We start from the raw sequence: 20,181 nt of genomic DNA, 5'->3' as shown, positions 1-20,181 counted from the left end.
CAAGGAAAGTTTGAGCAAGACATTAGTTTTTTCAACTTAGAGCGTTATTGTCAATTTACCAAACCGGGGGTTAACAGCTTGGCGATCGCCCACTGCCCCGGGCCATGGTTGGGGACAAACGATTGGTTAACAGAGGTCATCCACCAAAGGATTAAGATGGGAAACAAGTACCTGGCATAGGTATTAATGGGGGACCCCACCGCTGAGCAGAAATCAGTCCCCGACCTGAGTATCTGGATTGTGTGCAAATTGTATGAAAACTTTATTACTAACCTGGCTGGATCGTATTTTGATTGCCGATGTATTCCTGGTGCTGCTGGGCTTTTTCTGGTTTGCCATCGCTGTGGTGGGGGAATCCACTGGTATTCCTTTGGGCTATCAAATCTGGCAAAAACTTTGGTTGCCCCTATTCAATCCCGCCATTAGTATTCTGATTTTGGGTGCCGTCAGCAGTTGGGGAATCAAAAAACTTTCCCAATGGTTCACCACTAAACAAGGGGGTTAGGGCCATGAAAGGGTGGGTCAAGGGGGCGATTGTTCTGGCCATTGCTTTGGTGGGTTTGGAAGTCATTGCCCGCATCTATGTGGAAAATCTCTGGTTCCAGGAGTTAAGCTTCCAGTCCGTCTTTTGGAAGCGGGTGCGCTGGCAAGGGAGCATTGCTCTGATTACAGGCTTTATTTCCTGGGGCTTTATTGTCTTCCAGGTTAAAGTCACTAATCGCCTGATCCAAGAGGAGGCCCAACTGAAAGGCCTGGCCGTTGCCCAAGCTGTTTATGCACCAGTGCCCGTGGCGATCGGTTCTCGTTACTTGCCCATGCCCGCTCCCCCGGTGGGCCCCAAAGCCCATTCCCGTCCCCTGCAACTACCCGTTCTACTGCCCCTAATTATTGTCCTACAACTGATTCTGATATCCCTGGTGATGTATTACGTTTTCATCACTATTCAGGTGTGGACTCCGGACTATACTTTGCCCAATATCACCCCAGCGGTGCCCCAACCCTTTCGGCTTCATTTTTTGTTTACTAGTTTCAGTGGCATGGGTAGCCAGTTGGGGGTGACGGCCTTGGCGGGTATGCTAGCCCTCATCGGTGTGTTGCGGGGTCCCAGACTATTACCGGGCTTGGTCTTTATTTTGAGTGCAGTTTGGGGACTGCTGCTATCTGGTAACTGGTTTCGACTGTTACTTTCTGTTAATAGTCAGCCCTTCAATACCATCGACCCCCAATTTCACCACGATATTAGCTTTTATATTTTCCAGATTCCCCTCTGGCAATTACTCGAAAGTTGGTGGCGGGGTTTATTCCTCTTCAGTTTGTTAGGGGTAACTCTAATTATTCTCAAATCCGCTGATAGTTTATCGGAGGGACGATTTCCCGGTTTTTCTGCAGCCCAATTGAGACATATAAGTGCTCTGGGAGCCGCAGTAGCTCTCACCCTAGGGGTGGAACATTGGTTAAAGCGTTACGATTATTTGTTTGCTAACCATGGCGTAGTCTATGGGGCCAACTACACCGACATTCATTGGCGTTTACCCGTAGAAACTGGGCTGGCGATTTTCAGCATGGCGATCGCCATTTGGTTGGGGTGGTTAAGCGTTAAGGGTTGGCCTAGGGCAAAAGGAACAGGTGCTCCCCAGCGGCGGGGACAGTTACCCATAATTGGCCTCTGGTTGCCAGTGGCTGTTTACTTGTTAATTCTGCTTCTGCAAAATTTGGGGGGTTGGGCGATCGAACTGTTAGTAGTGCAACCCAATCAACTCACCAGGGAAAGACCCTATCTCGCCCGCAACATCGCCGCCACTAGAGAGGCTTTTAACCTACAAATCATTCAGCCAGCTACCCTCACCGGCCGTGGCCAACTCACCCCCGCTAGCCTAGAGAGAAACCGACTCACCCTAAATAACATTCGCCTCTGGGATCCCATTCCCCTACTGAAAACTAATCGACAACTACAACAAATTCGCCTTTACTATAAGTTCTCTGATGCTGACCTGGACCGCTACACTATCCGGGTGCAAAAAGACGACACGCAAACCATTAGCACCGCCAAACAACAAACCCTCATTGCCCCCAGGGAATTGGACTACACCGCTGTACCAGAAAAGGCCCAAACCTGGGTGAACAAACATTTGGTCTATACCCACGGCTACGGCTTCACCCTTTCCCCCGTTAACCTAGTGGACCAAGGTGGATTGCCCTATTACTTTGTCAAAGATATTGGCACTGACGAAAACGCAGGCGCTCTACGTACCTCTAGTGAGTTGATCCGCACTAGTATTCCCATTGGTAAACCCCGCATTTATTTTGGTGAAATCACTGATAACTACATCATGACCAACACCGCCATTCCTGAACTGGATTTTCCCAGTGGAGAGGCCAATGTTTACAACTTTTATGACGGGCGGGGTGGCATTTTTTTAAATTCTCCCATCAGAAAATTATTATTTGCCGTTTATTTGCGGGATTGGCAAATGCTATTCACTGAGAACTTTAAGCCTGATACCAGAGTTTTATTTCGCCGCAATATTAACCATCGCATCCGCCACATTGCTCCCTTTTTGCGTTTTGACCGCGATCCTTACCTGGTGACAGCCAAAGTAAAAGGGGAAGAACATTCCACTCTTTATTGGCTGATCGATGCCTATACCACCAGCAATTCCTATCCCTATTCCGATCCGGGGGAAGGAGATGCTAACCAACCGGGGCGTAATTTCAATTACATTCGTAATTCAGTCAAAATTTTAGTGGATGCCTACAATGGTGATGTGCGTTTTTTCACTATTGATAAGCAAGATCCGCTAATTAATGCTTGGCAGAAAATATTTCCCGAACTGTTTTTACCTTTTAGTTCCATGCCCTCTACTTTAAAAAGTCATATTCGTTATCCAGTGGATATGTTTAGTACCCAATCGGAGCGATTGTTGACCTATCACATGGAAGATATTGATGTATTTTATAACCGGGAAGACCAATGGCGTATTCCCCAGGAAACCTATGCCGATGAGCAACAACCCATTGCCCCGTATTACCTAATTATGAAATTGGCAGGGATTGATGCCAAAGAAGAGGAATTTGTTCTTTCCCAAGTTTATACTCCTAATGCCCGCAATAACCTGATTGCCCTACTCTTTGCCCGCTGTGATGAACAAAATTATGGCAAATTGTTGCTCTACACCTTACCCAAGGAACGACTGGTTTATGGCCCAGAGCAAATTGAAGCTTTGGTGAACCAAGATCCAGTAATTTCCGAACGGATTAGTCTTTGGAACCGCCGGGGCTCCCGGGCCATTCAGGGTAATTTGCTGGTAATTCCCATTGAAGAATCCTTACTTTATGTGGAACCAATTTATCTGGAAGCTGAGAAAAATAGTTTGCCCACCCTCGCTCGGGTTGTGGTGGTTTATGGTAATCAAATTGCCATGGCAGAAAGCTTAAATGAAGCCATAGAGGCAATTTTTGATCCTAATCCGACCGGAAGAAACGCAATTGTTCGTCCTCTGGATGACACTGTCAATGACCTTAATAGTGAGTTGAATTAGAGGTAATTATGGATCGAATAGAACAAAAAGTTAAAGAACTTTATGATCTTGCAAAAATTTATCCAGATGATGAAAATTTGCAAATAGCGGTAGGTACTCTCAAGTCAATTCGTAGGTCAAGAGGAAGTCTTCAGAGTTGGAATAGTCGCTATAGAAGTCAGATTAGCGAGCTAAATAGCTCAATAGAGATTCAAGAGGAGGAAAAAAATAGGCTGCAAGCAGAATTAGATCAAATAAAAATAGAAGTGCAGAATTCTATTGTAGAAAAACAAAAAATGATCATTGAAAGAGATAAAATTAAGGCTGAATTAAAGAATATTCAAACAGAAATAGAATTGGCGGCATTCAAAGTTAAAGAAAGCAGAAGTTGGTTTGGCAAATTTCATATATTGTGGACATTTGTCAATTCAGTCTTTTTCGATGAGCCGCCCGATATGGGATTAATTGATACTTCCCCCAAATCTGATCCTGATAAACCTCAAATGGACACAAAACCATCTTCCATTGGTAGAGATTCAGGTTAAACCCTCTTAAAAAAATCTAAAAAACTATGTCTAAATTTAGCAAATTACTAGACCAACTTGACGAAATAGATCAACAAGACACTAAAAATACCGCCAAGCTTCTGGGGGCTACCGCTGTTCTTTATGAGCGTTTACAAGAGATTGTTAATCGAAAGACTACGCAATTTTTAGATCAAGAAAAGGAAGTTAACAAAGAATTTCTAATTAAACATTTTGGCAATTATCGTAATACTTACAGTGCTTACAATAAGACCTATGGCATAAAAGCAAAAGGATGGGATAGTTTGTTACCTAAAATTAAGAGTTTGCCCGTACCGCAATCCCTGGAAGACCGGGTGAAAGAACTAGAAACACAGGTTCAGTATCTAGCCCAGATCTTTGGTGAATTTCTAGAAAAAAACTGACAAGGAAAATCTTGCCGAAGTTACCAACAACTAGGGTTGAGATACCTTGCTGGTTAGTTCCTTTAGGGGTTGCCAGTGGTTGATGTCATCCAAGAGCGCTTTGTAGCCCGCCACGTTAGGATGGAGTCCATCGGCCATGAGATGATCGTTAATCCATGCTTGGCCCCGCTGTTGCCAAATTTCAAAGATATCTAGGTAGGGAATTTGGCGATCGCCGCAGGCCTGTTGGGTAATAGTTTTGAAACGATGTTGGTCAGCGTGGTTAAAGTAAAAACAATCAAGGAAAGGCATGGGAGCTTCGTTGACGGGCACCATACCGACAAAAAGCACCGGGCAAAGTTGACGGGCGCTGTCCAATAGCTGCTCCACCTGTTTTTGAAAGAGAATTTCATCGGTGAAACACCGTCCATCAGGCCGACCCAACCGGGGGGAGTCGTTTACCCCCACAGAGAGAATCAGCAAATCGGGGACTTTGTTGCGGATTTCTCCCCGCAGGCGAAATTCTTGCTCCAGACGTTCACTAACTTGGGCTACCCGATCGCCACGGATACCGAGGTTATAGAGTACGGGGCCATTTTCTTCCATCCAAAATCGCCGTAGCCGTTCTGCCCAACCGCCACCAATGGGATCTCCGTAACCGTAGACAAGGCTGTCCCCCATGGCCAACACTTTCAGGGGGTGGTCAAAACGGGGAGTTTGGGTAAGGGTCGACGCAGGGGAAATCGTTTGCATGGGATGATGTCCTAGGGTCGGGCGGGTAAAATCAAAACCAATGGGATGGATTGTAACGAGATCTTAACTGAGATTCTACAGGTTGACGTAAGCATTTATACACATTTGCCCCCCGGCGATCGCCAAATTGGGGCAAAAAATTAGATAATTGCGGCGCATTTGCCCCATCCTATCCCCGATAAACTAAAGGTTGCAGTAAGCAACGATACTTAAACCTATTGGTAATGACCGTACCTCCTCCCCTTTCCCTGGCCGATCATAGTTTGGGCTTGGCCATCCACACCGCCACCGGCCAGCTAGGTTTAGCTCTACAACGGGGAGAAAATCCAGTGGCCCAGCAAACTTGGCCCTTGGATCGGGAATTACTCAATCAATTACACAATTGTTTAGGGGATTTTTTGCCTAGCCAACAGTGGTCTGAGTTAGATTATCTGGCCGTAGCCCAGGGCCCTGGTAGCTTTACCAGTGTCCGCATTGGCATGGTCACCGCCCGTACCTTGGCCCAGCAATTACAAATTCCCCTATTTACCATTTCTACCCTGGCTTGTTTTGCCCAATCTTTGGTTAAAACCTGTGGCGATGGCGAATTATTGGCTGTCACTATGCCCGCAACCAGGGGTTATTTTTATGGGGCGCTCTATCAAATAGTCGGGGAAAAACTAATTACCCTAGACGGCGATCGCCTTTGGTTACCGGAGGATTGGCAACAACTTATGGCGGATAAAGGGGTAAAACAGATTCACGCTACCCCAGATCAGCTCGGTATCACTGCCCCCCAACTCCTCACCCTCGCTTGGCAACATTGGCTCCTTGGCGATCGACCCCACTGGTCAGCGGCCCAACCTTTTTATGGCATGAGTCCCACCGACCCTGTGGCAAATTAACTTACTTTTTACTGCTAAAACATTAGGGATAAAATAGTTTATAAAGTTGTTTTATTTGTTAACCATTGCCAAGTAAATAGAACAATAAAAGCGGGGTTGTTAATTAAATATCTGCGCCATAATCGCTTCGGTTCCATGCGCAAACGGTAGAGCCATTCCAATCCCATGGCCATTAACCAACGGGGAGCTTGAGACACCAAACCACTGTGGAAATTAAAAGCGGCTCCCACCCCCACCATGACTAGATCTATTTTTTGGTAATGATTAGCCATCCAAATTTCCTGCTTAGGACAACCTAAACCAACAAAAAGGATACCAGCGCCGGACTGCTTAATTTTGGCCAAGGCGTTTTTTTCTTCCTCAGGTTCTAGTGGGCGAAAAGGGGGAGAATCAGCGCCAACAATCTTCAGTTTAGGAAACCGTTTAATTAGGTTAACTTTAAGTTGCTGCAAACAATCTTCTGTGCCACCATAAAGATAAATACCAAGGTTTTCCGCCGCGGCCCGCTGACAAATTGTTAGCATCAAATCCGGGCCATAAACTCTGGTGGCCTGCGGGTAACCGAGCAATTTTAATCCCCACACCAATGGCATACCATCGGGGGTGACCAACACAGCTTGATTAATAATTTCTTGATAACTTTTATTGCCATAGGCACTCATTACCACATGGACATTGGCCGCTACCACATAACTGGCGATCGCCGCTTTAGCTAAATTAATGATGGTGGCTGTGGCTTGTCCATAGTCTGTGCAGTCAATTCTCGTGCTGATAATGGTGCGGGAAATGGTCACAGCAAAAGCCAAAGTGGATGTCTGGGTGGTTTAATTTTGCCATTGTCGGAGCAATAAAACCGAGGGCAGGGGATGATTGTCACTAGTTTGTTATTAATGCATTTCCTGGTTATGTTGAGTGATCCTTTTTTACAACTTCCCACCCCTGACAGCGTTGAAGTCGTTTGGTTTACCGAATTTGCCGGGGACAAGCACTGGGTGCAGTGGGGCAAAGACCTGGAGCATCGCACCGGGGCCGACACTCAACAGTTGACCCGCACCAGGGAAGATGAATGGTCCTACACCTTCCAAACCTATGACAAGCTTTCTCTCCGACCCATTTGGCGACATCAAGCGGTGATAACTGGCTTAAGAGCTGGGGAGACTTTGCCCTATCAAGTTTTTAGCCAGGAGAGCCAACGCATACACCAGAGCGATATTTTTTCCCTGCAACCTAGTCCCCCTCCAGACCAGCCCTTAAAAATTTTGCTCACCTCCGACCATCAGTTAATGCCCATGGTGGCGGCCAATATCCAACAGGCGATCGCCGTTTATGGTGACTTTGACGGGGTGTTCCACGCAGGGGATATGGTCAACGTACCAGATCGGGCTTCGGAATGGTTTGACGATCGCCGGGGTAGATCCTTTTTTCCAGTGCTGCAGGGGCGGGCTTCAGTAACGTTGGGGGGGAAAATCTATCAGGGAGCGCAAGTGTTACAATCCACTCCCCTCTTTCCCTGCATTGGCAACCATGAAGTAATGGGGCGCAATTCCCCCAGCAAGGCGTTGCATTTGCAGTTTAAAGACGCTCGACCCCAGGCGATCGCCGAAGAAGAATACTTTGAGCGGCAGGATTTTGCTGAGCAGGAATACGACCCAGACCAAGCCGCCCAATGGATTGAAAACAATTCCTTTAACTTCCAAACCTATCAAGAAATTTTTTCCTTACCCCCCAGCCCAGCTCCACAAAAACAGTACTACGCCGTTACTTTTGGCAATATTCGTCTCATTTCCTTAATGGTCACCAATGTTTGGCGTTGCCCAGGGCACGCTTCGCGCACGCCGCAACAGGATTCAAGCACTGCAGGGCGTTACCAAGAAAGCAGTCAGCAGTTACATAAACCGGAAAATTGGGGCCATGGTCAGCATATTTTTGAACCCATTACCCCCGGTAGCAGGCAGTATGAATGGCTGAAGCAGGAATTGGCTGGGGAAGAATTCCGCCAAGCTCGGTACAAAATTGTGATGTTCCACCATCCTCCCCATAGTTTAGGAGGTAATGTTACTCCGCCCTATACCGATCCCCAGGCCTACGAAGAATACACCCCTGATGGTGTTATGGTGCATCGCCGTTACCATTACCCCAAGGGGGAAGATCAGATTATTAAGCACCTAATTCCCCTACTAGAAAATGCCGGAGTTCAGCTAGTTTTTTATGGCCATTCCCATCTTTGGAATCGTTTTGTTAGTCCTGGAGGAATGCACTTTTTAGAAACATCCAATGTCGGTAACAGTTATGGCGCCCATTTAGCTGATAATCCCCGCTCCCTACCGGATTTTATTGATCCTAACAACGACTTCCCCGTGGGCAATCCCAATGGCTTATCGCCCATTACTCCCACCATTGCGCCTTTGCTCAATTCCGATGGCAAACCATTACCCTACATTGCCAGCAATAAAATTACTGTTTTTAGTGTACTGGAAACCGATGAAGATAATGCAGTGATCAAAAGCTACTATTTTGACAGCAGTGCAGATAATAACAATATAGTTTTATTTGACCAATTTCAACTAAAATAAATCCAGCACGTCCTGTTTATTTTTTTAGCATTGTAATCAATTTTGCTAATCAATGACATACATATCTGTCGCCATAACTCATCGTTTGCGGGCCACATAAAACCCATAACTGAACCAATTTTTAAATCGGCTGTATAGATCCATTTCTCGGCGTTCCATTTTTATTAGTTCCTCTGCTTCTAGGTCTCCCCTATGGCGCTTAAGGAAGTCATGTATTCGCTCTTCAACTGGCGTATAGTAACTGTCTAGCCAGTTTGTTGATGGAAGAATGAAATATCCAATTAGGTCGTAGCCTCCGTGCTCAAGAATTGCAATTTTCTCAGAAGCAGTGGCGATTTCGGGGTATTCCGTGTTCCAGTGTTGTCTAATTTCCTCCGGGGGAAGGGGATTCAGCCAGGTGATTTCTGAAACCGCAAGCACACCACCCGTTTTTAGCATGGGCTTCCAGCACTCAATCCCCTGAGCAAAGCCTAAATTATAGATCGCTCCCTCAGACCAGATGAGGTCCAACGATTCATCTGCAAACGAAAGTTTGTCCATTGATTCTGTAAGTGTCTCGATTTTTTCGGAGTAACCCATTACCTTTGCTCTTGTGGACAAAACATCAAGAAATTCTGGAAAAATATCAATGGCAGTAATTTGTGCATTTTGCAGTTTACTTGCTAAAACCAAAGTCGATGCTCCAGTACCACAACCGATGTCAGCGACCTGAAGTTTTGCCAACGGATCAATTCGAGTTAGTTCGAGGGCTCGTAGAGTTTCGGTTTCGCTTCCTGGCCCTTGGCGTGCTCCATCCTGGTGCAAATCCATCATCAGGGCCAATAATTTTTCCTGATTCATTTCGTGAGCTGTGCCCCCAATTAATTTAATGCCAGAAAAAGTACCTTTCAGCCTAGTACTTGTCGCTATCGATTAGAGCCCATTACCAGTGTTTAGCTCAAGGTCAGGTAACCAAGGTAAGTCCACTATGCCAGGTTCATAGCCAAGTTGCTTGATCAGGGTTGTTACTTGGCCACGGTGGTGGGTTTGATGATTAAACATATGGGTGACCAGCACCCAGGTGGGCATGATGCGAGTTTTGTTGTCTATGTTGCTGGTGTATTCAAAAGGAGCTTCTAACCATGGGGATGATAAGTTCTGGGACCAGTGTAAAATTTCTTGGTCCATTGCCCTTCTCTCGGCCCATAGCGCTTCAAAGTCTTGGTAAAGTTCCTGGCCAATACTTTTTGATGTCAAAGATTGTTCTGTAAATCTGCCCAGCCATGCTTTGTCTCCATACAAAATATGATTTAAGGTTCCATGGATTGATTTAAAAAAAGCACCTAAATCTTTTTTTCGCATACCATCGGGAATTTCGGCACAGACCCCATAAATTTTCCCATTGACCCATTGGTTGTATTGGGCCATTAGCTCGAAATAATTTTTTGTTTGCATATTAATTGATTCTTTTGATGAAATAAATTTATCAATGCTTCACCGCACCAAATGCAGCAAAGCAAGAGTTTTTATGCAGAAGATCAACCGCATCAAAGCCAACGGAACGGAGCAAATCAAGCTGGTAAGTAACGGGTCGGGGAGAATCTTCACGGTCAATGTAGCCGAACACCTTGTCCCGATATTCCGCACCACCAAGGGAGACCAAATAGTCGCCGTACCGGTCCCACATCATTGCTTGGACGGCGGGTTGCTCATGGGAAACTAAATCGGTGATCCAAACGCTACCACCGGGGGCAAGTAAATTGTAAATTTTCTGAAAAGCTTGTCGCCAGTCTTCGTCATCCCGTAAATGGTGCAACACGGCCGCTGCAATGAGCACATCGTAGGTGGAGTTTGGCAGGCTTACTGAGCGAAAATCCCCCTGTATGGTACGGACTAAACCCCTATTTAATTGCTGGACCCGTTCCGCCGCTTTCATCAGCATGGGTGCGCTTAGATCAAGTAGGTCAACATTGAAATCATAGTTGGCAGATTGACGCAATCGAAGGGTGTTGTTACCAGCACCACAGCCAATATCTAGTACGTGGCGAATATTCTTAGTGCAGGAGATAGCCGCCTCGGTAATTAGGGACATCGCTAGGGGAGCATCAATGGTTGTCGCCTGGCCAGTTTCGAGGGAAGAAAAACGGGCCACATCTTTATCAAAACGGGAACGGATGTCTTCAATGGTTGACTTTTTTTCAAGGGGTGTGGTCATGGTGATGGCGGAAAATGCGGGGATAGGGAATTTGCCATTTCTCACTCTGGCTGAACCGGGGCAAGATATTGCTGGCTTTCCGATCGCCCGAGACGTTGAACGTAGCGATTAAACTGCCAGGTGCTGGCCGCAATTACCACTGTTTGGGTGAGAATCGTTAGAAAAAAGAGGGGCGTTTGAAAGCTAATTCCTTCCACCAGGGCAATGGACGGCAGCGGACTAAACCACATCACGGTGCTTTCCTTAATTCCCGCGCCGATGGCGATCGCCAAGGGAAGAACCACCATCACCACCACAGACAAAATTAATACCAGGAGACGGGGAAAACGCATCCGCAGCAGACTCCACTGGACCAAGGTAGCAAAAGTAAAATTCCACAACAAACCCATGGTCAAGGCCACCACTATGCCGCCGAGGGGAATGGGAAACCCCGCCGGTGCTGGTGCTAGCCAGGGCAACAATAACACCATGGGCAAGGTTAAAAGGGCGGTGCAGCAAAGATTAATGGCGATCGCCCCTTGGGGAGGACTATGGTCAGCAACTAGATTTTGCCAGCTCCAGGTGCGGTACTGCCGGGGGGCTTCGTGGCGATAGCGACTCCAATCCCGTAAATAGTTAATTTGGGGGCACAGGGCCAGGGTCAAACCCAAAAAGAAGCAACAAAGGGTCAATTGCCAACTGGCCAGGTTCAACAACAGTGAATCCAGATAATCACCTTTTACGTAGCTCTGCAGTAAAAAGCCATTGGCGATCGCCACTAGGGACAGGGTTACCCCCACGCTTTGAACTTTGCTCCAGGCAGTGCTGAGGGGACGACGGAAGCGACGGCGTAATACTTGGGCAATCCAATAGGTCCCCACGGCGAAATTAGCCACCATAAACCCCATACCCAGGGGAGCCGACCGAAATAAATCCCAACCATACCAGCGCAATTGGTCTAGTTCATTGGGGCCGAGGTAACCAACGGTGGTTATGGGCAAAAAGGTGGAGCGGACTAAATAAATTAGGGCTTTACCGGGGTAAAACAGAGACAACCAAGACAGGAAAAATGGCTCCCAGTCGTTGTCTTGCATAATTAAGGTCGTTGCAATCAGCGTCCCCACCCCACACAAACCGGCGATCGCCGCGCTTTTAGAAAGGGAATAACTTTTTGCATTACTGCTTAAACCAATCCAGAGGGCAATGTGGAAAAAGAAGGTTGCTCCAGCCAGCACCACCGCGTAGTAACCCGCCAATAGAAGCAAGGAAATGCCCGCCCCCCCAGCGGCGACTATATGGAGAGGCAAAAGGGTGAGCAAAAATCCATACAGCAAACTAGGCACCCCCAGCATTTTGCCCCAGATGAAATTGCCCTCGCCCTGGGGACTAAGGCGAATAAAATTTAAAGTGCCCCGTTGACATTCCTTTTGTAAATCGGCCACCAGCAAATAAACCCCCGCCACCAGCAATAAAGCCAGCCCGGCCAAGCTCAAAAAAGCGAAGCCATCCAGCCACCAAAGCCGCCAATTAATTTGTAGTTGTCCCAATAAATCCTGGGTGCAAACAAAAATGCCTCGGCTATATTCCCAATCCGGTGGGGTGCCCAGACAGTAGCGACTAAATTGCTCGCCAGCGGGGTTGAGGGGATACAGTACGGGAATTTCTCCGGTGCGAAAAAATACCATCACACCCTGGAAAATTACGCTAACCAACAGCAACCAACGGACCTTAGTAGCAGTGAAACGGCTTTTGAGTTCCCGGTACAGTTGGGGATACCAATCCCCCAGGCGATCGATATGGGTAGAGAAAAAATTAATCATGGCAGTGACGGCGAAGTGGGGCAGGAAAAAGCAAAAAATTAAGTCAATCAGTTGTTAGTCAAATCCTAATTAATCCCCCATTTGCTCAGTAAAGCACCGATAGCAGTGAGGGTAAGTAATTTCAATCAGCTTCTTAATTAAGCAAATAATTCTGATTGGAAACAGCTTTCAGTTGTCAAATAAATCTCAGATAAATGGAAAATAAATCAACTAGACAGAGAGAGATTTAGTGATGAATAAATTAACGGTAATTTGAGAAGAAAATAGTTAAATTATCAGTCTTAACCAGGGCAGAACAGCCGTTGATACTGTCAAGAAACCTGTTGATGTCCTAGTTTGAGGAAAATACTTTCTAAATCCTCCTGTTGACAATGGAATTGACTGACTCGACAACCAGCATAGATCAAATTTCTGAGCAGGTTGGCGCTGTCTTCCGGGGAACCAGAAAAAATCACAGAGCAGTGGGTACCTGGGGCGGAATTTGGCTGATCTCCCTGGTCATAGTTTATCTGCCAATCCTCCACACCGGGTTGATTCTTCAGGCAATCCTGCAATTGCTCTACTCCCTCCAATAGGAAGATGGAGATAGTGCGCTGCCCCAGCCGGTTATATAAATCTGCCAAAGTGGTACTTTCCACCAAACAACCTAGTTCCATCACCCCGATCGCCGTGCAGAGTTCAGCCAGGTCACTGAGCACATGGGAGGAAATCAGAATGGTCATGCCAGCGGCCTGCAACACCCGAATAATGTCACGAAATTGTTGCCGAGCGAGGGGATCCAGCCCGGAAACCGGCTCATCCAGCAGGAGTAAAATGGGCTCATGGATAATGGTGCGGGCCAAACTTAACCGTTGTTTCATCCCCCGGGAAAGACTGTTAATGCGGCTGTGGCGCTTACTGGTTAGTTGCACTAGCTCCAACACTTCCTGGATGCGGTGGCGACGGCCAGGATTTTTCAAATGATATAACCGGGCAAAGTAATCGAGATAATCCCAAACGTTCAAGTCTTCATAGAGGGGATAATCGTCCGGCAAATAGCCCAAATATTGTTTGATGCGTAAATTGTCTGCCCCCGCTACCAGGCGATCGCCAAATAAATAAATTTCCCCCTTGGTGGGTTCTTCCGCAGTGGCCAACATACGGATTAGGGTAGTCTTCCCCGCCCCATTGGGACCCATCAGACCGTACACGGCACCCTCCGCAATGCTTAAATCCACATTGGTCACCGCCCCCTGGCGATCGAAACGTTTGGTCAAACCTTGGGTAACCACAGCGGCCTTGGTTTCAGGGGTTAATTCCATGGGGGACACAGTGAAAAAGTGTGGGTGAATTGATCATAGTCCAACCACCGATTACCAATGATTAAAGCCAGCCAGTTTCACCCCTTGTCAAACATGGTAGTTATCTTTTTTAGTTGAGACGCATACCAAACTTGGTAACACCGGGAAAATCAATCTTAAATTGTTCCCAGAAATAATCTTTGTAAAAGGTTTGGTAAGGTTTAAACCCCACAGATTCATAGGTATGGCGGGCTCTGTCATTGCCATTGATTACCATAATGCCAGCAAATTCATGGCCCTGTGATCGCCCTTTGGCCAATAAAGCCCTTAGTAACGCTTTGCCAAAACCTTGGCCCCGGGCCTCCGGTAATACGGCCACATTTTCGATAATCCAGGTTGCCTGGGGTGTGAGAAACAATGGCCGTAAATTCCCTCCCCAAAGCCCCACATAATGCTCACGAAAACCCTCTAGGGTTTCTTCTCCCCAGTTCAACTCCTTGGCGATCGCCCCTAGCTGGGATAGGCATAATGGACAGTAATCATCCGTCCCTGGTACATATCCGGCGGCGGCCGCAACTGGTTGGCCCCCAGCTTCCAAAATCAGAAAATCCGGCACATTGCCCCAATTGCAAGCATCAGCCTTTAGTTCCGCCTCGATAAACTGCAATGCGGTGGTGCCAGTACCATCCAACAAATCGTCCCAAAAGCAGTGATTTAAAGGTGGTAGGGAAGCCTCGTACTCAATCCTAGCCAGAAATGGAATGTCAGCAGTGGTTGCTTGACGGGTATTTAGCGTGGTTGACATCACGACCCCTTGGGGAAAGTTTTGCGTAAAAGATACAATCTGTATGTATCTCAAAAGTAGGGGAAGTTTTTTTTCTTGTCAAGATACATACTGTCTGAATGTTAAATCCATCCACCATGCCGGCTAAGTTAACCAAAGCAGAACAAACTCGACGCACTCGCCGCGCCATCCTTGACCGGGCCCGTCACCTGTTTGCCACCAAGGGGTACGCCGCCACTGGCACCGAAGAAATTATCAGTGAGCTAGCCATTACCAGGGGAGCTTTATATCATCAATTCGGGGACAAGCGGGGGCTGTTTAAAGCTGTCATCGTCGAGGCCTACGAAGAAATCACCGACTATATCCAAACGAAAGTTCAACCCCTAGATAATAATTGGCAACAGTTAATCGTCGGCTGTCGAGCATTTCTGGAAGTTGCCCAGCAGGATGAACTGCGGCGCTTGGTATTTGTGGAAGCTCCCGCAGTTTTGGCAGCGGATGACCTGACCGAAATTGATCAATATGGCTTTGGTTTGCTCCATGGGTCGATTCAGACCGCCGTTTCCGAAGGAGAACTTGACGCCGTCGATGCTGAGGGTTTTGCCCACTTGGTCAATGGTTCCTTGAATGAGTTGGCCGCCTGGGTAGCCCAGTCTAACGATCCAGAAAGGCTTACAACTGCCCAATGCTTGGTGGAAACATTACTGGTACGGCATCATCACTACGGTTAGTTTTTCATTCTTGGGCTAAAAAAAGCCAGGCCCATGACCCAAAATGGGTAGTGAACCAAATCTTTTACTTGACTAACTTAATCTTTTAATTTCCGGTGGCGATCGCCCCTTGGCCAGGGGAATTCTCCTCCAGTGCTTGCAAGGGAGGGGCAATATAGGAAAATACAATCAACTCGATCGCCGTCGAGCCGAAGTCGAGTAAAAACCGCTATCAGGAGCCTCTATGTACATCGTTCAAATTGCCTCAGAATGCGCCCCCGTCATTAAGGCTGGGGGATTGGGGGATGTTATTTACGGCCTAAGCCGTGAATTGGAACTGCGGGGCCATTGCGTCGAGCTAATCCTACCCATGTACGATTGCATGCGCTATGACCACATCTGGGGTTTACACGATGCTTACCGCAACCTAGAGGTGCCCTGGTATGGAAGCTCAATCTTCTGTGATGTTTTTTGTGGCTGGGTTCACGGTAGGCTCTGCTTCTTCATTCAGCCCAAATCTTCTGATAACTTTTTCAATCGGGGTCATTATTATGGCGCTCTAGACGACCATATGCGCTTTGCCTTTTTCTCCAAGGCGGCCATGGAGTTTTTGCTACGCAGTAACAAACGCCCAGACATTATCCACTGCCACGATTGGCAAACGGGACTGGTGCCGGTGTTGTTGTATGAAATTTACCGTTTCCATGGCATGGACCATCAACGGGTTTGTTACACCATCCACAATTTCAAACACCAGGGTATTGCTGGAGCCAATATTCTCCACGCCACTGGGCTCAATAATGACAGTTATTATTTCAGCTACGATCGCCTGCAGGATAATTTCAATCCCAATGCGATTAACTTCATGAAGGGGGGCATTGTCTACTCCAACTATGTCAACACCGTTTCCCCCCACCATGCTTGGGAAGCCCGTTTTTCCGATATTTCCTGTGGCTTGGGCCATACCCTGGAAATCCATCAGCAAAAATTCGGCGGTATTTTGAACGGTTTGGATTACGAAGTGTGGAACCCAGAAATTGATCCTTTACTGGCGAGTAACTTCAGTGTCAAAACCTTTGGCGATAAGGCAAAAAATAAGCAAGCGTTACGGGAAAGATTACTGTTAGAAACGGATGATAAAAAACCCATGCTCTGCTTTATTGGCCGCTTGGATGGACAAAAAGGTGTGCACTTGGTGCATCACTCCATCTACTACGCCCTCAGCCAGGGAGCGCAATTTGTCCTGCTCGGCTCCGCCACCGAACCCAATCTGAGCAAATGGTTCTGGCATGAAAAACAACATCTCAACGATAACCCCAATGTCCATCTAGAGTTGGGCTTTGACGAGGAGCTGGCCCACTTAATTTACGGAGCGGCGGACATTATTGTGGTGCCCAGTAACTACGAACCCTGTGGTTTGACCCAAATGATTGGTCTGCGTTATGGGGCCGTTCCGGTGGTGCGGGGAGTAGGCGGTTTGGTAAATACTGTTTTCGACCGGGATTATGACCAGAACCATCCCCCGGAGAAACGTAATGGTTTTGTTTTCTATCAACCGGATGAGTATGCCCTGGAAACGGCCCTCAGTCGGGCGATCGCCTTGTATAAGGATGATCCCGTGGCTTTTAAAACCTTGGCCTTGCAGGGCATGGCCTACGACTACTCTTGGAATAAACCAGGGCTCCAATATGTGGAAGCCTACGAATACATCCGGGCTTAACACCTCGGGTTTGTAACAGTTTCGTTACACTAGTTCAGAGGCGGAGTCAAAGCAGTTGGTCAAAGCTTCGTTCAGTATTATCCGCACTTAGATAAATAACAACAACTTAAGCATTATGGGATTCTTCGATTTATTCGGTAAAAAAACTGCCATGGTTGCCCCCAATGAAGCATTACCCGGGCGATCGGCCACTATGCCCGTGCCAGATAAGCATTTTGTCAACGGCAATCCTCTCAAAGCTCCCTTTCCCCAGGGAATGGAAACGGCTCTGTTTGGTTTAGGCTGTTTTTGGGGAGCAGAACGCAAATTTTGGCAAATACCTGGAGTTTACAGCACCGCTGTTGGTTATGCGGCTGGTTATACCCCCAATCCCACTTACCAAGAAGTTTGTACGGGTATGACTGGCCATAACGAAGTGGTTTTAGTAGCCTTTGATCCCCAGCAAGTGAGTTACGACCAATTGCTCAAAGTCTTTTGGGAAAGCCATAACCCTACCCAGGGCATGCGCCAGGGCAATGATGTGGGTACCCAATACCGCTCTGGCATTTACACCTATTCCGAAGCCCAACAACAGGCCGCTTTGGCATCGAAGCAAGCCTATCAGCAAGCTCTGCAACAGGCAGGCTACGGGGAAATTACCACGGAAATTTTACCAGCCCCGGATTTTTATTACGCTGAAGACTATCACCAACAATATTTGGCGAAAAACCCCAATGGTTACTGCGGTTTGGGGGGCACTAATGTGGCCTGCCCCATTGGCACAGAAGTTTCCCTGGGAGCTTAGTTAGGTTGGCGAGCAAAATCCTGTTATTAGGTTCAGCGGGGCAAGTGGGACGAGAATTAGCCATTCCTTTGTCCTGTTTTGGTTCAGTGCAAGAAGCAACTAGGGCTAGCTTTGATTTGGCCCAGCCGGATGTCTTAGGGGAGAAAATTCGTGCTTTTGCCCCGGACATTATTGTCAACTCCGCGGCCTATACTGCTGTGGACAGGGCCGAAACAGAACCGGAATTAGCCTACGCAGTTAACGCCCTTGCTCCCCAGGCGATCGCCAAAGTGGCCAAGGAAATCGGTGCCTATGTGGTGCATATTTCCACTGACTATGTGTTTGATGGTAGCCAGAGTTCTCCCTACCGAGAAACGGATGCCACCAATCCCCTCGGGGTTTATGGCCAAAGCAAATTCCAGGGGGAAATAGCCATTGCCGACAGTGGTTGTAATTTTCTTATTGTCCGCACTGCCTGGGTTTATGGAGTCCATGGATCGGGCAATTTTGTCAAAACCATGGTGCGTTTAGGCAAAGAACGGCAAAAAGTCAGGGTGGTGGCGGATCAAATTGGTGGGCCCACCTGGGCAAAGGATCTGGCCGAGGCGATCGCCGCTTTGACGGAACAACGGGCCCAGGGCATTTACCACTACAGCAACAGTGGGGTGGCCAGTTGGTACGATTTTGCCGTGGCTATTTTTGAGGAAGTTGAAAATCTAGGTATTCCCCTTAAGGTGCGTCAGGTGGTGCCCATTGCCACAGCTGCCTATCCCACCCCGGCCCGACGGCCAGCCTATTCTGTTTTATCCCATCAAAAAATAGTAGAAACTTTGGGTTCTGCCCCTCCCCATTGGCGGGCTTCGTTACGGGCCATGCTCCACCAAGCTATCAGTGAGGGGATTGTCTGATCCCAGCAAAACTAAACTCTGGCCGCTCCCACTGGTTCCGGTAATTGTTGGCGATAACGGTAATAGGCGGCACAGGCTCCTTCCGAGGAAACCATGGGAGCCCCCAAGGGTTGTTCTGGGGTGCAGATAGTACCAAAGGCTGGACAATCGCTGGGCTTCCGTTGTCCCTGTAAAATTTCCCCGCTAATACACACTGTTTCTCCCATCGTTGGGGCCATGGTTTGCAATAAATTGGCGAATTTAACTGCGGCATCCCAGGGGGCAAATGCTGGCCTTAAACCCAAACCGCTGGCCGGAATTAATCCCAAACCCCGCCAATGGCGATCGACTGGCTCAAACACTTGGTCAATAATTTTCTGAGCATGGGCATTGCCCTGGGGTTGGACCGATCGCCGATATTGATTGTTGCAGGTGAATTGTCCCGACTCCAGTTGGCGCACACAGGCAAAGATGCCCTGCATAATATCCACAGGTTCAAAGCCAGTGATGACAATGGGTACTTGGTATTTTTCAGCGATATGTTGATAGGCCCTTTCCCCGGTCACCGTACAGACATGCCCTGCCGCCAAAAAGCCCTGCACGAGGGAATTGGGATTGCCTAATAAAGCCTCCATAGCCGGGGGCACCAATACATGGGCGCAAAGTAAACTGAAATTGCTAATTCCCTGGGCCCTAGCTTGGTGGAGAGTCATGGCCGTGGCAGGGGCTGTAGTTTCAAAACCTACTCCGAAAAATACCACTTCCCGATTAGGATTCTCCCTGGCGATCGCCAAACAATCCAAAGGAGAATAGACAATGCGCACATCGCCGCCCTGGGCTTTAATGCTCAGCAAATCCGCCCCACTGCCGGGCACCCGCAACATATCGCCAAAGGAACAAAAAATGATCTCCGGTTGCTTAGCTAACCACAAAGCCTGGTCAATTAATTCCATCGGAGTGACGCACACAGGACAGCCGGGACCATGGATCAGAGTCAAATTCTTCGGCAACAAAGCATCCAAGCCATATTTGACAATGCTGTGGGTCTGGCCGCCGCAAATCTCCATCAGCGTCCAAGGTTTGGTTATCTCCCTGGCGATCGCCTGACGGTAATGGGCCACCGCCTGGGCATCCCGATATTCATCAACGTATTTCATGGCTAAAACTTGGCGAACTGATTCCAAGGTTAACGAAAATTTTCAGTAACAGTTCGTTTCGCCCAAATTAGAGGGTGTTGACAAAGTTTGAAAGTGATGTCAAATTTCCCTAGCCCTCCTCCATAAGAGGCCGATTCTTGACAAGTGCCCAGTCAAATGGGTAGTAAGGATAATTTTTTGAACTGAATAATGGCTCTTTGCCCACCCCCACCCTAGTTCGTTTTTTATTCC

19 protein-coding genes are annotated in these 20,181 nt (G+C 47.7%); 10 read left to right on the top strand and 9 right to left on the bottom strand.

What is annotated here, in order from left to right; all coding sequences use genetic code 11:
- Nucleotides 1–253: 253 nt before the first annotated feature.
- From SYNPCCP_RS00310 to SYNPCCP_RS00295, 4 genes are read left to right on the top strand one after another with little or no spacing between them, the layout of a single operon-like run.
- Entirely contained in the window at nucleotides 254–505 is a 252-nt protein-coding gene (locus tag SYNPCCP_RS00310) for a hypothetical protein (RefSeq protein WP_010871268.1), read from the top strand.
- Complete coding sequence (locus tag SYNPCCP_RS00305) at nucleotides 441–3,539, top strand: UPF0182 family protein (RefSeq protein ID WP_010871267.1); 3,099 nt, start codon at nucleotides 441–443, stop codon at nucleotides 3,537–3,539. Before SYNPCCP_RS00310 ends, SYNPCCP_RS00305 begins: the two co-directional genes overlap by 65 nt.
- A gap of 8 nt (nucleotides 3,540–3,547) precedes the next feature.
- Nucleotides 3,548–4,063 carry a hypothetical protein gene (locus tag SYNPCCP_RS00300; protein ID WP_010871266.1) on the top strand — a complete coding sequence of 172 codons (516 nt, stop codon included), beginning with the start codon at nucleotides 3,548–3,550 and terminating at the stop codon, nucleotides 4,061–4,063.
- A 26-nt stretch (nucleotides 4,064–4,089) separates the two neighbouring features.
- Nucleotides 4,090–4,467, top strand: coding sequence for a hypothetical protein (locus SYNPCCP_RS00295; RefSeq protein ID WP_010871265.1), 378 nt, complete (start codon nucleotides 4,090–4,092; stop codon nucleotides 4,465–4,467).
- A gap of 30 nt (nucleotides 4,468–4,497) precedes the next feature.
- On the opposite strand, the gene SYNPCCP_RS00290 is transcribed toward SYNPCCP_RS00295, so the two are convergent.
- Nucleotides 4,498–5,199, bottom strand: coding sequence for an SGNH/GDSL hydrolase family protein (locus SYNPCCP_RS00290; RefSeq protein ID WP_010871264.1), 702 nt, complete (start codon nucleotides 5,197–5,199; stop codon nucleotides 4,498–4,500).
- Nucleotides 5,200–5,423: 224 nt separating this feature from the next.
- Here SYNPCCP_RS00290 and tsaB point away from each other — a divergent pair, with 224 nt between their 5' ends.
- The gene (gene tsaB / locus SYNPCCP_RS00285) at nucleotides 5,424–6,083 is read left to right on the top strand and encodes a tRNA (adenosine(37)-N6)-threonylcarbamoyltransferase complex dimerization subunit type 1 TsaB (protein WP_010871263.1); all 660 of its coding nucleotides are present in this window, start codon (nucleotides 5,424–5,426) and stop codon (nucleotides 6,081–6,083) included.
- Between the two features lie 38 nt (nucleotides 6,084–6,121).
- Here tsaB and SYNPCCP_RS00280 read toward each other — a convergent pair whose 3' ends face one another.
- Nucleotides 6,122–6,877, bottom strand: a complete 756-nt coding sequence (locus tag SYNPCCP_RS00280; RefSeq protein WP_010871262.1) for a WecB/TagA/CpsF family glycosyltransferase — start codon at nucleotides 6,875–6,877, stop codon at nucleotides 6,122–6,124.
- A gap of 72 nt (nucleotides 6,878–6,949) precedes the next feature.
- Here SYNPCCP_RS00280 and SYNPCCP_RS00275 point away from each other — a divergent pair, with 72 nt between their 5' ends.
- Complete coding sequence (locus SYNPCCP_RS00275) at nucleotides 6,950–8,656, top strand: metallophosphoesterase (protein ID WP_010871261.1); 1,707 nt, start codon at nucleotides 6,950–6,952, stop codon at nucleotides 8,654–8,656.
- Between the two features lie 78 nt (nucleotides 8,657–8,734).
- Here SYNPCCP_RS00275 and SYNPCCP_RS00270 read toward each other — a convergent pair whose 3' ends face one another.
- The 6 genes from SYNPCCP_RS00270 to SYNPCCP_RS00245 all read right to left on the bottom strand — a co-directional run bounded on the left by SYNPCCP_RS00270 (nucleotide 8,735) and on the right by SYNPCCP_RS00245 (nucleotide 14,734).
- Nucleotides 8,735–9,496 carry a class I SAM-dependent methyltransferase gene (locus tag SYNPCCP_RS00270; RefSeq protein ID WP_010871260.1) on the bottom strand — a complete coding sequence of 254 codons (762 nt, stop codon included), beginning with the start codon at nucleotides 9,494–9,496 and terminating at the stop codon, nucleotides 8,735–8,737.
- A gap of 72 nt (nucleotides 9,497–9,568) precedes the next feature.
- A complete protein-coding gene (locus tag SYNPCCP_RS00265; protein WP_010871259.1) occupies nucleotides 9,569–10,090 on the bottom strand; it encodes a DinB family protein in 522 nt (173 codons plus the stop codon).
- Between the two features lie 31 nt (nucleotides 10,091–10,121).
- Complete coding sequence (locus tag SYNPCCP_RS00260; RefSeq protein ID WP_020861347.1) at nucleotides 10,122–10,850, bottom strand: class I SAM-dependent methyltransferase; 729 nt, start codon at nucleotides 10,848–10,850, stop codon at nucleotides 10,122–10,124.
- Nucleotides 10,851–10,891: 41 nt separating this feature from the next.
- Complete coding sequence (locus SYNPCCP_RS00255; RefSeq protein ID WP_010871257.1) at nucleotides 10,892–12,649, bottom strand: hypothetical protein; 1,758 nt, start codon at nucleotides 12,647–12,649, stop codon at nucleotides 10,892–10,894.
- A gap of 311 nt (nucleotides 12,650–12,960) precedes the next feature.
- Entirely contained in the window at nucleotides 12,961–13,959 is a 999-nt protein-coding gene (locus SYNPCCP_RS00250) for an ABC transporter ATP-binding protein (RefSeq protein ID WP_010871256.1), read from the bottom strand.
- 100 nt (nucleotides 13,960–14,059) lie between these two features.
- Nucleotides 14,060–14,734 carry an N-acetyltransferase gene (locus tag SYNPCCP_RS00245; RefSeq protein WP_020861345.1) on the bottom strand — a complete coding sequence of 225 codons (675 nt, stop codon included), beginning with the start codon at nucleotides 14,732–14,734 and terminating at the stop codon, nucleotides 14,060–14,062.
- 98 nt (nucleotides 14,735–14,832) lie between these two features.
- On the opposite strand from SYNPCCP_RS00245, the gene SYNPCCP_RS00240 reads away from it, so the two are divergent.
- The 4 genes from SYNPCCP_RS00240 to rfbD all read left to right on the top strand — a co-directional run bounded on the left by SYNPCCP_RS00240 (nucleotide 14,833) and on the right by rfbD (nucleotide 18,814).
- Complete coding sequence (locus tag SYNPCCP_RS00240; protein WP_010871254.1) at nucleotides 14,833–15,444, top strand: TetR/AcrR family transcriptional regulator; 612 nt, start codon at nucleotides 14,833–14,835, stop codon at nucleotides 15,442–15,444.
- A gap of 223 nt (nucleotides 15,445–15,667) precedes the next feature.
- Nucleotides 15,668–17,143, top strand: a complete 1,476-nt coding sequence (gene glgA, locus SYNPCCP_RS00235) for a glycogen synthase GlgA (protein ID WP_010871253.1) — start codon at nucleotides 15,668–15,670, stop codon at nucleotides 17,141–17,143.
- 115 nt (nucleotides 17,144–17,258) lie between these two features.
- On the top strand, nucleotides 17,259–17,927 hold the full coding sequence (gene msrA, locus SYNPCCP_RS00230) for a peptide-methionine (S)-S-oxide reductase MsrA (protein ID WP_010871252.1): 669 nt from the start codon (nucleotides 17,259–17,261) through the stop codon (nucleotides 17,925–17,927).
- A gap of 5 nt (nucleotides 17,928–17,932) precedes the next feature.
- On the top strand, nucleotides 17,933–18,814 hold the full coding sequence (gene rfbD, locus SYNPCCP_RS00225) for a dTDP-4-dehydrorhamnose reductase (RefSeq protein WP_014407064.1): 882 nt from the start codon (nucleotides 17,933–17,935) through the stop codon (nucleotides 18,812–18,814).
- A gap of 11 nt (nucleotides 18,815–18,825) precedes the next feature.
- Here rfbD and hypD read toward each other — a convergent pair whose 3' ends face one another.
- On the bottom strand, nucleotides 18,826–19,950 hold the full coding sequence (gene hypD / locus SYNPCCP_RS00220; RefSeq protein WP_010871250.1) for a hydrogenase formation protein HypD: 1,125 nt from the start codon (nucleotides 19,948–19,950) through the stop codon (nucleotides 18,826–18,828).
- Nucleotides 19,951–20,181 lie beyond the last annotated feature (231 nt).

This window comes from Synechocystis sp. PCC 6803 substr. PCC-P, assembly GCF_000284455.1.
Classification (GTDB): domain Bacteria; phylum Cyanobacteriota; class Cyanobacteriia; order Cyanobacteriales; family Microcystaceae; genus Synechocystis.
Note: the sequence above shows the minus strand (reverse complement) of the source record. Positions and strands in the feature narration are given on the sequence as shown.

Excerpts from the sequence above, each read along its gene's own strand:
- SYNPCCP_RS00310 (WP_010871268.1), top strand. The coding sequence starts at position 254 with ATGAAAACTTTATTACTAACCTGGCTGGATCGTATTTTGATTGCCGAT.
- SYNPCCP_RS00300 (WP_010871266.1), top strand. The coding sequence starts at position 3,548 with ATGGATCGAATAGAACAAAAAGTTAAAGAACTTTATGATCTTGCAAAA.
- SYNPCCP_RS00295 (WP_010871265.1), top strand. The coding sequence starts at position 4,090 with ATGTCTAAATTTAGCAAATTACTAGACCAACTTGACGAAATAGATCAA.
- SYNPCCP_RS00290 (WP_010871264.1), bottom strand. The coding sequence starts at position 5,199 with ATGCAAACGATTTCCCCTGCGTCGACCCTTACCCAAACTCCCCGTTTT.
- tsaB (WP_010871263.1), top strand. The coding sequence starts at position 5,424 with ATGACCGTACCTCCTCCCCTTTCCCTGGCCGATCATAGTTTGGGCTTG.
- SYNPCCP_RS00275 (WP_010871261.1), top strand. The coding sequence starts at position 6,950 with ATGATTGTCACTAGTTTGTTATTAATGCATTTCCTGGTTATGTTGAGT.
- SYNPCCP_RS00270 (WP_010871260.1), bottom strand. The coding sequence starts at position 9,496 with ATGAATCAGGAAAAATTATTGGCCCTGATGATGGATTTGCACCAGGAT.
- SYNPCCP_RS00265 (WP_010871259.1), bottom strand. The coding sequence starts at position 10,090 with ATGCAAACAAAAAATTATTTCGAGCTAATGGCCCAATACAACCAATGG.
- SYNPCCP_RS00260 (WP_020861347.1), bottom strand. The coding sequence starts at position 10,850 with ATGACCACACCCCTTGAAAAAAAGTCAACCATTGAAGACATCCGTTCC.
- SYNPCCP_RS00255 (WP_010871257.1), bottom strand. The coding sequence starts at position 12,649 with ATGATTAATTTTTTCTCTACCCATATCGATCGCCTGGGGGATTGGTAT.
- SYNPCCP_RS00245 (WP_020861345.1), bottom strand. The coding sequence starts at position 14,734 with ATGTCAACCACGCTAAATACCCGTCAAGCAACCACTGCTGACATTCCA.
- SYNPCCP_RS00240 (WP_010871254.1), top strand. The coding sequence starts at position 14,833 with ATGTTAAATCCATCCACCATGCCGGCTAAGTTAACCAAAGCAGAACAA.
- glgA (WP_010871253.1), top strand. The coding sequence starts at position 15,668 with ATGTACATCGTTCAAATTGCCTCAGAATGCGCCCCCGTCATTAAGGCT.
- msrA (WP_010871252.1), top strand. The coding sequence starts at position 17,259 with ATGGGATTCTTCGATTTATTCGGTAAAAAAACTGCCATGGTTGCCCCC.
- hypD (WP_010871250.1), bottom strand. The coding sequence starts at position 19,950 with ATGAAATACGTTGATGAATATCGGGATGCCCAGGCGGTGGCCCATTAC.